Below are 11825 nucleotides of genomic sequence, written 5' to 3' on the forward strand. Positions count from 1 at the left end.
CCCTGCCGGCATACGAGAGACTGGACCCGCCTGTCATCCTCTCACTCCCACCCGCGGCCACCGACGCCCGGGCTCCGACCGCCAGGACTTCGTATGCCGTCCCGCAAGACCCTGCCCCGCCCCGCCCCCGGCCAGCTCAAGTGGTGGGTCATCGGCGCGGTCGGCATCCTCGCCGGCGTCGCGCTCGCCATCTGGTTCGGGCTCTCGGCCACGCTCGGACAGCCGAGCTGGCAGACGCTCGGCTACAAGGTCGTCAGCGACCAGCAGGTGCGCGTCGACTTCGAGGTCTACCGCCCGGGCGGCACCGCCCTGACCTGCACGGTTGAGGCGCTGGCCCGCGACTTCTCGCCCGTCGGCACGAGCAGCGTCCGGGTGCCCGCGAGCGCCGACGAGACCACGCGGATGTCGGCGACGCTGCGCACCACCTCGCGAGCCGTGACCGGGCAGGTCAAGACCTGCTCCTGACCGACGCCGGCCGTCCACCCAGTGGCCACGAACGTGTCGTGAACTGCGCTTTTGCCGTTCGCTTTGTTATCCTTGTTGCTTCATCCAAGGGTCCGGACCCGTCGCCGACCGGCACGTCGAGTCGGTGACACCACGGTTCGGTCCCTTTTATTTTTGTGAGGCGCCCACGCGAGCACCGCGTGGGCGCTCTTCAATCGAGGAGTGACTACAGTGACCGACACTGCCGCTGGCTTCCTGACCCAGGAGGCCTATGACCGCCTCAAGGCGGAGCTCGACCAGCTGACGGGCGAAGGTCGCATCGAGATCGCCCGCAAGATCGAAGAGGCCCGCGAGGAGGGCGACCTCAAGGAGAACGGCGGCTACCACGCCGCCCGCGAGGAGCAGGGCAAGATGGAGGCCCGCATCCGCCAGCTCACCGAGCTGCTCCACAACGCGACGATCGGCGAGACGCCCCCCGACGACGGCGTCGTCGAGCCCGGCATGCTCGTGACGGTCGAGATCTTCGGCGACGAGGAGACGTTCCTGCTCGGCAACCGCGAGATCGCCGACGGCTCCGACCTGCAGGTGTTCTCCGAGAAGTCCGCCATGGGCGCCGCCATCAACGGCAAGAGCGTCGGCGACAGCACGAGCTACGAGGCCCCCAACGGCAAGACGATCGACGTCAAGATCGTCGCGGCCAAGCCCTACACCGGCTGAGCCGAGCCCCAGACCGCCTCGAACGGGGCCGGGTTCCCACGGGAGCCCGGCCCCGTTCTGGCGTCCGAGCCCGGTCCGGCTCAGCGACGCCAGTCTGTCCCGCTGACGGGGCAGCGCTGCGGCGCGGCTGAGCGAGGCCGGCGTCGCTGAGCGAGGCCGGCGTCAGCGCAGGATCTGGGCGGCGACGGCGCGGGCGACGTCGGGGGCGTCGGTCGCGAGCAGGCCGGCCGCGAAGAGCAGGTATGCCGTGTCGACCGTCGCGCTCGCCGCGCGGGGCACCTTCCAGCCGCCCGCGTGGTCGGCGAGCACCGCGCCGAGCACGCGCTGGCGCCCGGCCTCGTCGGTGTGGCGCAGCACGCCGCCGGAGCCGACCAGGGCGGTGACGTTCGCGAGCGGTCGCGGCGCCTCGGTGGGCTGCGCGGGGCGGGCGTGCCGGCGCACGGCCACGAGCGCCGCGAGCCGGGCCAGCTCGAGATCGAGGTCGCGCTCGACGTCGTCGGCGGGGAGCGAGCCGGGCTGCTCGTGGACGCGGGCGGCATACGCCCTCAGCGCGTCGGCGTCACGGACCCCCTCGAGCAGGTGCTCGGCGGCCGCGGCCTCGACGACGTGCTGGGCGTTCCACCGCATTCCGAGGTCCCCCTCGACGGTGCGCGCGTGCCAGAGGGGCGCGACGACGTCCTTGCGCAGCCCGGCGTCCTCGCCCTCGGGAGTCAGGCACGAGTAGACGTCGGTGGTCGCGCCCCCGATGTCGACGACGAGCACGTCTCCCCCACCGGCGACGGAGGCGAGCACCTCGACCCCGCGCAGCACGGCGTCGGGCGTGGCGGCCTCCACCATCGCCGCGAACGCCGGATCGCGCGAGAGACCCTTGCCGCCGATGACGTGGTGCAGGAACGCCTCACGGATCGCTGCGCGCGCCGACTCAGGCGCGATGACGCCGATCTGCGGCAGCACGTTGTCGGCCAGGACCGTCGGCCGGTCGGTCGTCGCGAGCACGCCGGCGGCCTCGTCGCGTGCCTCGACGTTGCCGGCGACGACGACGGGCACCGCGTGCGCTCCGTGCCCGCCGACCGCCCCCTTGGCGAGGCGCGCGGCGTTGTGCAGCAGCACGTTGCTGTTGCCGCCGTCGGTGCCGCCGACGAGCAGGATCATGTCGGGACGCGAGGCGCGCACACCCGCGACGTCAGCGGTGGTCAGCTCACCGGCCGCGACGTGCACGACCTTCGCACCGGCCGAGAGGCCGACCCGGTGACCCGCCTGGGCGGTGACGGTGCGCTCGTAGCCGACGACGGCGAGCCGAAGGCCTCCCCCGGCGCTCGAGCAGGCCCGCACGACTGCGTCGCCGCGCACGCCCAGGCGCTCCCGCAGGTCGCGGTAGCCGTCGAGTATGTCGCCGCGGCGCTGGGTCCCGGTCGTCGGTGTCGACGCGGTGCCCAGCACTGTGCCGTCGTCGGCGAGCAGGGCGCCCTTGGTGAAGGTCGACCCGAAGTCGACAGCGAGGATCGTCATGCGTGAGGAGGGAGCCGGCGCCGGATCAGCCGTGGATGTCGAGCGCCTCGCGCAGGTCGGCGATGAGGTCGTCGACGTCCTCGATGCCGACCGAGAGGCGGATGAGGTCGCCCGGCACCTCGAGCTCCGTGCCCGCGACGCTGGCGTGCGTCATGCGCCCCGGGTGCTCGATGAGCGACTCGACACCGCCGAGCGACTCGCCCAGCGTCCAGAGGCTCACGGCGGCGCACGTCTTGACGGCGGCGTCCTCGCCGCGCTTCATGCGGAAGCTGACCATGCCACCGAACCGCTTCATCTGCCGCGCCGCAACGTCGTGGTTGCGGTGCCCGGGCAGCCCCGGGTAGAGCACCTGCGAGACGCCGTCGTGGCCCTCGAGGAACTCGACGACCTTCTCGGCGTTGTCGCTGTGACGGTCCATGCGGACACCGAGCGTCTTGAGACCGCGCAGCGTGAGCCATGAGTCGAACGGGCCGGCGACGCCGCCGATGCTGTTCTGGTGGAAGGCGATCCGGTCCTCGGCGTCCTCGAGGCCTGGCACCGTGATGCTCTTCGCGGTGACGACCGCGCCGCCGACGACGTCGCTGTGGCCGCCGGAGTACTTCGTCGTCGAGTGCGTGACGATGTCGGCGCCGAGGGCGAGCGGGCTCTGCAGGTAGGCGGTCGCGAACGTGTTGTCGACGACGAGGATCGCGCCGGCCGCGTGGGCGATCTCGGCGATGGCCGCGATGTCGGCGATGCCGAGGAGCGGGTTGGTCGGCGTCTCGACCCAGACCATCTTCGTCTGCCCGGGCCGGATCGCGGCCCGCACGGACTCGAGGTCGCCCATGTCGGCGATGGAGTGCTCGATGCCCTGGGGCCCCGCGACCTTGTTGAAGTAGCGGTAGGTGCCGCCGTACGCGTCGTTGGGCACGACGACGTGGTCGCCGGGCACGAGCAGGGCCCGTGCGACGGTGTCCTGCCCGGCGAGGCCCGACGCGAAGGCGAAGCCGCGGCTGCCGCCCTCCAGGGCCGCGATGCACTCCTCGAGCGCCGTGCGGGTGGGGTTGGCCGACCGGCTGTACTCGTAGCCGTTGCGGAACCCGCCGATGCCGTCCTGCTTGTAGGTCGACACCTGGTAGATCGGGGTGACCACCGCACCGGTCAGCGGGTCGGCCTCCTGGCCGGCGTGGATGGCGCGCGTGGAGAAGCCGTGCTCGTCAGACATGGTGACGAGCCTATGCCCACGGCTCGGTCTGCGATGCTGCGGGCGTGGGCGACGACTTCGACTACGCCAACCACGGGGTGCGCCCCCGCGGGCCGGTGCTCTCGGCCCTCTCGGCGGCGTTCCCCGGCATCCGCGCCGTGCAGGAGCAGGTGGAGCCGTATGCCGCCTGGTGGCGTGCGCACAACCGCGCGGCTGCGCGGGCGGCCGGCCCGCTCTGGGTGGCACTCGGCGACTCCATGACGCTCGGCATCGGGGCCGGGGCGCCCGACCGTGGGTGGGTGGGGCAGCTGAGCCGGCGCTTCGAGGATCGCGGCTGGCAGCACCGGCTCGTCAACCTCGGCGTCAACGGGGCCCGCGTCGAGGACGTCCTCGAGCGACAGCTGCCAGCGCTGGCCGCCCTGACCGTCGACCGGCCGGCAGCCCTCGTCACGGTGGTCGCCGGGTCCAACGACGTGGTGCTGCGCCGCCACCGCCGGCTGCTCTTCGACCGGTTCGCCGCGCTGCTCGACCGGTTGCCCGACGACGCCGTGGTGTCGAACCTGCCCAACCCGCACCGCGAGGCACGGGCCGTCGACCGGCTGCTCCGCGAGCGCGCCGAGGCCGGCCGGGTCGTCCTCGTGGACGTGCGGCGGGAGGGGCCGCGGTCTTGGTGGGGGCGTCTGGCCTCGGACCGCTTCCACCCCAACGAGGCCGGCTACGCCGACCTGGCTACGGTCGTCGAGCGCTCCGTGGACCGGGCCGGGCTGCTCGGTCTGTGAAGTGTGGTGAGGCGCTCGCGCGGTGAGCCTGCGAGGGCCTCAGGCGACGCCGTGGTCGCGGGCCCAGAGGGCGGCGGACGTGCGGTCGCCGACACCGATCTGGCGGAAGACGTTGCCGAGGTGCACCTTGACGGTGCGCTCGCTGATGCCGAGGCTGCGGGCGATCTGCTTGTTGGCCAGGCCCTGCGCCACCTGGGCGAGCACCTCGCGCTCGCGGCCGCTGAGGGCGGGCCCGCCGGCCGCGTGCTGGCTCGTGGACGGCAGCAGCGCCCTCGTGACGCGGGGGTCGAGGGGGGCGTGGCCGGCGGAGGCGGCTCGTACCGCGTCGAGGACGTCGCGCGGCTCGCTGTCCTTGAGCAGGTAGCCCACGGCTCCTGCCTCGAGCGCCGCCCGCACCCGCTCGGCCTCGGCGAAGGAGGTCAGCACGACGACCGGCGCAGGGATGCCTGCCGCCTTGAGCCGTCGGATGGCCTCGACGCCGTCGACACCGGGCATGGAGAGGTCCATCAGGACCACGTCGGGCTCGACCGCCCTGACGACCCCGAGGGCCTCGGCGCCGTCGGCCGCCTCGCCGACCACGTCGAGGTCGTCGCTGGCGTCGATGATGGTGCGCAGGCCGGCGCGGACGAGCCGGTGGTCATCGACGACGACGACGGTGGTCATCGAACCTCCTCCACGGGTAGGGCGAGCTCCCACGTCGTGCCTCGGCCGCGGAACGAGCTCACACGGAGCACCGCCCCGACCTCGGTGGCGAGGTCGGCGAGTACTCGTATTCCGAAGTGTCCCTCAAGTCGCGGCAGAATGTCGGGATCGAAGCCGATCCCGTTGTCCTCCACCGTGAGCATGACCGGGTGGGCCGGGTCCTCGTCGTTCGGGCCGAGCCTGATGGAGACGTGGCAGGCGTCCGCGTGGCGCACGACGTTGCGCAGGCACTCCCGTGCCACGCGGTGGGTCAGCTGCTGGGCGACCTCGGTGAGGCGGGCCGCCGCCGGCTCGTCCACGTCGACGTGGACCTCGACCCCGCGACCTGACAGCGGTCGGGCGAGGTCGGCCAGCGTCGTGGACAGCCCGGCGTCGGCGAGGCGCTCGGGGTAGATGTCGACGAGGAGGGAGCGCAGGCTCGCGACGCTGGCCCGGAGGGTGCCGGCGGCCTCGCTGATCGTGGCCGCGAGGCCCGTGTGTCCCGCCGCGCGTTCGGCCTCGGCGGCGCCGCTGACGGCGAGGGAGCTCGCCACGAGGTCCTGCACCGGTCCGTCGTGCAGGTCGGCGGCGATGCGGCGGCGTTCTCGCGCGGAGGCGTCGACGGCGCGGCGCAGCAAGGACTCTCGGTGGTGCTGGGCGGCCTCGAGGCGCTCCAGCAACCGCCACATGACGGGAAGCATCAGCACGAGCAGCAGCATCAGGCTCGTGGCGAGCACGCCGGCGAGTCCCCGCCAGAGGTCGAAGGCCCGCTCCTGGACCGGCTGGTAGTCGCCGTAGACCTCGAAGAGCAGCTCTGTGCCGTTGGGCGCCCACACGGGCTGGTAGACCTCGAGCAGCTTGCCGTCGCCTCGTTCGAACTCGTTCTCCGAGCGGTCGAGGTCGGTGGCCTCGGCCTGGGTGCGGGGGTGGGCCAACGTGTTCTGCTGCTCCTCGTCGAGCTCGAAGCGCTTGCCGACGAGGCTCGCCTCGTCGGAGTAGACGATCGTGCCGTCGGTGGTCCAGAGCTTGACGCGCTTGATGCCGTTCGGCCGAACTCGTTCCTTGACCACGGTGTCGAGTGCCTGGAAGGCCGCTTTGTCGCCCTTGAGCAGACCGTCCTCGAGGGTCGGCTGGATGACGGCGAGCGCCAGCAGGTTGGTGCGGTGCGCCACGTCGTTGAGCACCTGCCGCTCGGCGAGGCGGCTCGCCGCGAACGAGGTCCCGACCACCACGAGGCCGAACACCGCGAGGGCGGCGAGCGAGAGCTGCACCAGCATCCGCCGGCGGCTCGGGAGCGGCGGGACCCGAGGCGGGGCGACGCCGTCGGCGAGCGTCCACCAGAGGGGGAGGTTCTGGTGGGTTCGCTCGCCGACGGCTTGCGGCGCGATCGGTGGTGGGGGATCCACCGGTCGGAGCGCCGCCCCAGGCAACGGGAGCGTGCTCCCGGTGCCCGAGCGTTCGGTCGCCTTCATGGTCAGTGGTCGTCGGCCCCGGAGTCGTCCGCGCCGTTGCGGCCCGACGAGCCGGAGGAACCGGAAGAGCCGGAAGAGCCCGAGGAGGACGTGCCGGACCGGCCGCCGCTGTCGTCGGACGTACGGGTGGTCGACGTCCCGGGGACACGTGAACCGGACGACGACGACCCTGACGTGCTCGACGAGCTCGATGACCCCGACGACCCCGACGACCCCGACGACCCCGACGACCCCGACGACCCGGACCTGCCGGACGTCGACGAGCCGGAGCCACGGTTCGACGAGCCGCCACGGTCGTCGCCGGGCTCGGCGTGCGAGCCACGGTCGTCACCTGCCTCGGTGCGTGACCCGCGAGGGCGCTGCCCACCCTTGTCGTCGCCGGCCTCGGCGGTCCGCGTCACGCTGGGGGTGCTGACCGGGGCGGTGTGCGGGTTGTCGTCCCCGGGCTCGGTGACGACCTGGGCGGACGGTGGGACGTGGGTGGGGATGCTCTGGGCGAACGAGCTGTTGCCGATCAGGCCCAGCGCCGCGGGAACGAGGGCGGCAACAGCCACCGCTGCAACGGTGAGTCGTCTCATCGGGATCTCCTCTGCGAGGCACCTTTCCCGCGTTCGGGTTGGTGTGCGGATGCTCTGATCCCACGGTGCGGCCTGCGCTCGGTCGGGCGCCATCGGGCTTTGGTCCTAGTACCTCGGCGGCCCGTCCGCTTCCGTCGCTTTCGTCCCGCGTCTCAGAGGTCCTTGGCCCACTCGCGGGTCCAGCCGGTGACCGAGAAGCCCATCCGCGCGTTGATGGCGACCATGTGGGTGTTGGTGTCGGCGTTCCACGTGCGCACGGTCGTCACGTCGGGCCGCTCGCGCTGAAGCACGCGGAGGTTGGCCAGCTTGACCGCGAGGCCGAGGGCGTGACCGCGGTGCTCGCGGAGCACGAGCGTGTCGGACTGGACGGCGAGGTCGGGCTGGGCGGGTCTGACGAGCAGGTCGGTGAAGGCGACGAGCTGCCCGGACGGCACGTGCCGGGCCACCGTCTCGACGGCCCAGATCGGGCTCGGCGTGTTCCACTGCCGGCGCACCCGGTCGGCGTCCCAGTCCTCCTCGTCGAGCTCGATGTCGCCCGTCGGCGCGTCGGTGCTCATGCGTCTCGCGAGGAGTGCGCGGTCCTCCAGCCACTCCTCCGGCAGCGCGTCGACAGCGGTCTCGACCACGTATGCCGTCTCGTCGAGTCCCGGGTCGAGCTCCGTGAGCGTCCCCTCGGTCACCGGCAGCGGCAGGTCCTGCCGCAGGTCGGCCAGGGTCTGCCGGTAGCCGTTGGCGAGCGCGAACTGCGTTGCGCCGTCGCCGTTCTCGACCGGAGACCCGCTGTGCTCGTGGATGCGCGTGCACCCGTCGTCACGCAGTGACTGCTCGCAGTGCGCGAGGAGGAGCGTGCCGATGCCGTGCCTCTGGTGGTCGGGGTGCACGGACAGCCAGACGCCCCCGATCTCGACGTTCTCGCGGGTGCGCCGGATGGTCTGTGCCGAAGCCACTGGTGCGTCCGATCCGGCAGCAACGACGACGAAGGTGCGCCGCACCTCGTGACGGCGTGGGGCGATGTCGAGGATCTCCTCGACCGAGATGCGCTCGGCGCCTTCTCCCCAGACGGCGCGGTTGGCGGCGTGGTGGACTGCGAGCCAGGCCTCGCTGGCCGGGTCTCCCACCCGCAGCTCGATCTCCTTGACCTGAAGGCTCATTCGTTTCCCCCCGTCTGCTTCTGCCACTCCCGGCTGTACCCTTCGACGGCGTAGCCGAGCCGCCGGTTGACGGCGAGCATGTGGGCGTTGCTGGCGGCGTTCCACGTGCGCACCGAGGTGACCTGGGGAAGCTCGTCCATGACACGCAGGGCGTTGGCGGCCTTGAGCCGCAGACCGAGCCCGTGGCCACGGTGCTCGCGGAGCACGAGAGTGTCCTGCTGGTACCCGAGGTCGGGGCTGCCGGCGGAGACGGCGATCGTCGTGAAGGCGACGAGACGCCCGGTCGGCAGGTGCCGGGCCGCGGACTCGACGAAGCGACGACCCGACTCCAGGGCCCGCGCGAAGGACTCGCGCACCCGCTCCGCGTCCCAGGCCTCCTCCTCCAGCGCGAGGTCGTCGAGCGGCGCGTCCGTGCTCATCCGCTGCTGCAGCACGGCCCGGTCGTCGAGCCACTCCTCCGGGATGTGGTCGACGAACGACTCGACGGCGTAGTCGTCGTCGGACCGGGCGAGCGCCTCGAGGTGTGCGCGGTCGGCGGGCAGCCGCATGGCGCTGCGGATCATCGTCTGGCCGATGGCGTAGCCGTGGCGCGCCGCGAAGGCCTCCGCTTCGTCAGTGTCACCCTCGGCCCACTCCGTCTCGCCCATGAGCGTGCCGCGGCCGTGGGCCGCGGCGATCGACTCGCCCTCACGCAGCAGGGCGGCACCGAGGCCGCGCTTCCGGTGGTCCGGGTGCACCGAGAGCCACACGAGAGCGGGGTCGAGGTTGTCGGTCGTCGGCATCCGCACCTCGAGGGCGCCGACGATGCGGTCCGCCGACCAGGCGGCCAGGGCGAACCGGCGTCCGGTGGGCGAACGGTGGAAGCCGCGGATCTCCTCGAGCGTCCACGCGCTCCCCCGGTCTCCGAAGAGCTCGCGCTGCACGGCGGCGTGGACCTCGATCCAGTCGCGTGCCGCCGGCTCCTGCACGGGGTCGAGCAGGTCGATGGGCCTGATGTCGGGGTCCTCGTTCACGGCCCCGAGTCTGTCGACCTCACCCCTGCGCGGGCCAGCGACTTTCCGCGGACGCGGACGCACGGCATACGTCATCGGTGACGCGTGCCACGCAATCGCGTTGCGGCAGCGACGCGCCCGCCCTACCCTCGAAACATGCAGCGCTCCCAGCAGACGACGACGCCGGACCCCTCCGGCGCACTGTTGCTGCTCTAGCACCCACCGCAACCCACGCCCCGGAGTCGACTCCGGGGCGTTCGTCGTCTCCGGCCGACCCGGGCACCCCGGCCCAGGAGAACGCCATGTCCGACCACCGCGACCTCAACCACGACCTCGACGTCTACGCCACCGACGCGCTCGCGGGCGCCGGGCTGCCGCTCTGGCGGCCCGCCGGGTCCGTCATCCGCAGCGAGCTCGAACGCCTCGCCAAGGACCTCGCGCACGCCGACGGCTGCGTCGACGTGCACACCCCGGTGCTCGGCAAGCGTGCCCTCTTCGAGCGGTCCGGTCACTGGGCCAAGTTCGAGGACGACATGTTCCCCGCCATGCAGCTCGGCGAGGAGGAGGTGGTGCTGCGACCGGCGAACTGCCCGCACCACGCCCTCGTCTACAAGGCGCGCAGCCACTCCTACCGCGAGCTCCCGGTCCGGTTCAACGAGCTCGCCCCGATGTTCCGGGCCGAACGGTCCGGCGTGCTCTCGGGGCTGACCCGGGTGCGCCAGATCAGCCTCGACGACACCCACGTCTTCTGCCGGCCCGACCAGACCGGGGCGGAGGTCGCGAGGGGGCTGCGCGCCGCGCTCGAGGCCCAGCGCATCCTGGGCCTGCCGGTGCACCACGTGCGGCTGTCGCTGCGCGACGACTCCGACGCGTGGCTCGGCAGCCGGGAGCAGTGGGACGTCGTGCAGGGCTCCCTGCGCGAGTCGGCGCGCGAGGTGCTCGAGGGCTACGACCTGCCGCTCGTCGAGGCGGCCGGCGAGGCGGCGTTCTACGGCCCGAAGGTCGACCTGCAGGTCTTCGACTCCCGGGGCCACGAGGAGACCATCGCCACCGTCCAGGTCGACTTCAACCAGCCCGAGCGCTTCGACCTGACCTACCACGGCGAGGACGGCGAGCGGCACCGCGTCGTCATGGTGCACCGCGGCACCGTGGGCTCGATGGAGCGCGTCACCGCGGCCCTGCTCGAACGCTACGAGGGGCGCCTGCCGCTGTGGCTCGCGCCCGTCCAGGTCGCGGTGCTGCCGGTGTCGGCCGAAGAGGACGACGCGGCCCGAGCGCTCGTCGACGCGCTGCGCGCCGAGGGCGTACGCGTGGAGCTCGTCTGCGACGACTCCCTGGGCTCGCGCATCCGTGAGGCCCGGCGCCGGCGGGTCGCGGTGGTGGCCGTCGTGGGGGCACGGGAGGCGGCCGACGCATCGGCGCAGGTCACCGACGTGGCGGCGGGCTTCCGGGACGTCGTCGCGGTCGACCGCCTGGTCGATCGCGTCGTGGCGGCGCGTGACGGACGGTGCGGGCAGGTCGACTGGGCCTGACCCGGTCCGGCATACGGGAGGGGTCTCGGGCGTTGCAGAGGCGTACCACTCACGCCACACGAAGGATGTGACACTGGAATGGTGTTCGGACTCGGTAGGAAGACCCAGATGCCCGCTCGCGAGGAGGCCCTCCCCGGCCGTGCGGAGCGCCCGTTCCAGGTGAGCCCGACCCACGTCGTGCTCGGCACCCCGCTCGAGGGGCCGTGGCCGGAGGAGTCGGAGGTGCTCTACGTGGCGATGGGCTGCTTCTGGGGCGTCGAGCGCATCTTCTGGAAGCAGGACGGCGTCGTCTCGACCGCCGCCGGCTACATGGGCGGCTACACGCCCAACCCCACCTACGAGGAGACGTGCACGGGACGCACCGGCCACGCCGAGACGGTCCGCGTCGTCTACGACCCCGAGAGGACGTCGCCCGAGCTGCTGCTCAAGGCGTTCTGGGAGAACCACGACCCGACGACCGCCAACCGTCAGGGCAACGACATCGGCACCGCCTACCGCTCCGCCATCTACTGGACCACCGAGGGCCAGCGGCTCGCCGCGGAGGCCACGCGCGAGGCCTTCCAGAAGGTCCTCGACGACAACGGGTTCGGGCAGATCACGACCGAGATCCGCTCCGCGGAGGACGCCGGGCCGTTCTACCTCGCCGAGGACTACCACCAGGGCTACCTGCACAAGAACCCCGGCGGCTACTGCAACCACGGGCCCAACGGCATGACCTGCCCGGTCGGCATCGTGCGCCAGGACCAGCTGCCGTCGCAGCAGGACATCGCCCCGCCCGCCTGACGCC

General features: G+C 72.5%; 12 protein-coding genes. 5 read left to right on the plus strand and 7 right to left on the minus strand.

Features of this window, described 5'->3' with window-relative positions:
* Positions 1–93: 93 nt before the first annotated feature.
* Together ACXR8F_RS17215 and greA are read left to right on the plus strand one after the other, a co-directional pair.
* Positions 94–465, plus strand: coding sequence for a DUF4307 domain-containing protein (locus tag ACXR8F_RS17215; RefSeq protein WP_458802306.1), 372 nt, complete (start codon positions 94–96; stop codon positions 463–465).
* Positions 466–675: 210 nt separating this feature from the next.
* Positions 676–1161, plus strand: a complete 486-nt coding sequence (greA, locus tag ACXR8F_RS17220) for a transcription elongation factor GreA (protein WP_045187631.1) — start codon at positions 676–678, stop codon at positions 1159–1161.
* A 162-nt stretch (positions 1162–1323) separates the two neighbouring features.
* Here the strand turns inward: greA and ACXR8F_RS17225 are convergent, their stop codons facing one another.
* Positions 1324–2670 (minus strand): glutamate mutase L, encoded by a 1347-nt coding sequence (locus tag ACXR8F_RS17225; RefSeq protein WP_458802308.1) that lies wholly within the window; start codon positions 2668–2670, stop codon positions 1324–1326.
* A 25-nt stretch (positions 2671–2695) separates the two neighbouring features.
* Positions 2696–3874, minus strand: a complete 1179-nt coding sequence (locus tag ACXR8F_RS17230; protein WP_458802310.1) for a cystathionine gamma-synthase — start codon at positions 3872–3874, stop codon at positions 2696–2698.
* Between the two features lie 44 nt (positions 3875–3918).
* Here ACXR8F_RS17230 and ACXR8F_RS17235 point away from each other — a divergent pair, with 44 nt between their 5' ends.
* Entirely contained in the window at positions 3919–4632 is a 714-nt protein-coding gene (locus ACXR8F_RS17235) for an SGNH/GDSL hydrolase family protein (RefSeq protein ID WP_458802312.1), read from the plus strand.
* A 39-nt stretch (positions 4633–4671) separates the two neighbouring features.
* On the opposite strand, the gene ACXR8F_RS17240 is transcribed toward ACXR8F_RS17235, so the two are convergent.
* The 5 genes from ACXR8F_RS17240 to ACXR8F_RS17260 form a co-directional block, all read right to left on the minus strand.
* Positions 4672–5295, minus strand: coding sequence for a response regulator (locus ACXR8F_RS17240; RefSeq protein ID WP_045187638.1), 624 nt, complete (start codon positions 5293–5295; stop codon positions 4672–4674).
* Positions 5292–6590 (minus strand): sensor histidine kinase, encoded by a 1299-nt coding sequence (locus ACXR8F_RS17245; RefSeq protein WP_458802315.1) that lies wholly within the window; start codon positions 6588–6590, stop codon positions 5292–5294. Before ACXR8F_RS17245 ends, ACXR8F_RS17240 begins: the two co-directional genes overlap by 4 nt.
* Positions 6591–6787: 197 nt before the next feature.
* Positions 6788–7363 (minus strand): hypothetical protein, encoded by a 576-nt coding sequence (locus tag ACXR8F_RS17250; protein ID WP_458802317.1) that lies wholly within the window; start codon positions 7361–7363, stop codon positions 6788–6790.
* A gap of 152 nt (positions 7364–7515) precedes the next feature.
* Positions 7516–8514 (minus strand): GNAT family N-acetyltransferase, encoded by a 999-nt coding sequence (locus tag ACXR8F_RS17255; RefSeq protein ID WP_458802319.1) that lies wholly within the window; start codon positions 8512–8514, stop codon positions 7516–7518.
* Positions 8511–9527, minus strand: a complete 1017-nt coding sequence (locus tag ACXR8F_RS17260; RefSeq protein WP_458802321.1) for a GNAT family N-acetyltransferase — start codon at positions 9525–9527, stop codon at positions 8511–8513. Before ACXR8F_RS17260 ends, ACXR8F_RS17255 begins: the two co-directional genes overlap by 4 nt.
* A 281-nt stretch (positions 9528–9808) precedes the next feature.
* On the opposite strand from ACXR8F_RS17260, the gene thrS reads away from it, so the two are divergent.
* Together thrS and msrA are read left to right on the plus strand one after the other, a co-directional pair.
* Positions 9809–11038, plus strand: coding sequence for a threonine--tRNA ligase (gene thrS, locus ACXR8F_RS17265; RefSeq protein WP_458802323.1), 1230 nt, complete (start codon positions 9809–9811; stop codon positions 11036–11038).
* 108 nt (positions 11039–11146) lie between these two features.
* Positions 11147–11821 (plus strand): peptide-methionine (S)-S-oxide reductase MsrA, encoded by a 675-nt coding sequence (gene msrA / locus ACXR8F_RS17270; protein WP_458802325.1) that lies wholly within the window; start codon positions 11147–11149, stop codon positions 11819–11821.
* The last annotated feature ends 4 nt before the right edge of the window (positions 11822–11825 follow it).

The sequence above is a fragment of the Terrabacter sp. AAH1 genome, from assembly GCF_054456855.1.

What these genes read in the sequence shown, in the direction of transcription:
- ACXR8F_RS17215 (WP_458802306.1), top strand. Translation starts at nt 94, where the DNA reads ATGCCGTCCCGCAAGACCCTGCCCCGCCCCGCCCCCGGCCAGCTCAAG.
- ACXR8F_RS17225 (WP_458802308.1), bottom strand. Translation starts at nt 2,670, where the DNA reads ATGACGATCCTCGCTGTCGACTTCGGGTCGACCTTCACCAAGGGCGCC.
- ACXR8F_RS17230 (WP_458802310.1), bottom strand. Translation starts at nt 3,874, where the DNA reads ATGTCTGACGAGCACGGCTTCTCCACGCGCGCCATCCACGCCGGCCAG.
- ACXR8F_RS17240 (WP_045187638.1), bottom strand. Translation starts at nt 5,295, where the DNA reads ATGACCACCGTCGTCGTCGTCGATGACCACCGGCTCGTCCGCGCCGGC.
- ACXR8F_RS17245 (WP_458802315.1), bottom strand. Translation starts at nt 6,590, where the DNA reads ATGCTGGTGCAGCTCTCGCTCGCCGCCCTCGCGGTGTTCGGCCTCGTG.
- ACXR8F_RS17250 (WP_458802317.1), bottom strand. Translation starts at nt 7,363, where the DNA reads ATGAGACGACTCACCGTTGCAGCGGTGGCTGTTGCCGCCCTCGTTCCC.
- ACXR8F_RS17255 (WP_458802319.1), bottom strand. Translation starts at nt 8,514, where the DNA reads ATGAGCCTTCAGGTCAAGGAGATCGAGCTGCGGGTGGGAGACCCGGCC.
- thrS (WP_458802323.1), top strand. Translation starts at nt 9,809, where the DNA reads ATGTCCGACCACCGCGACCTCAACCACGACCTCGACGTCTACGCCACC.
- msrA (WP_458802325.1), top strand. Translation starts at nt 11,147, where the DNA reads ATGCCCGCTCGCGAGGAGGCCCTCCCCGGCCGTGCGGAGCGCCCGTTC.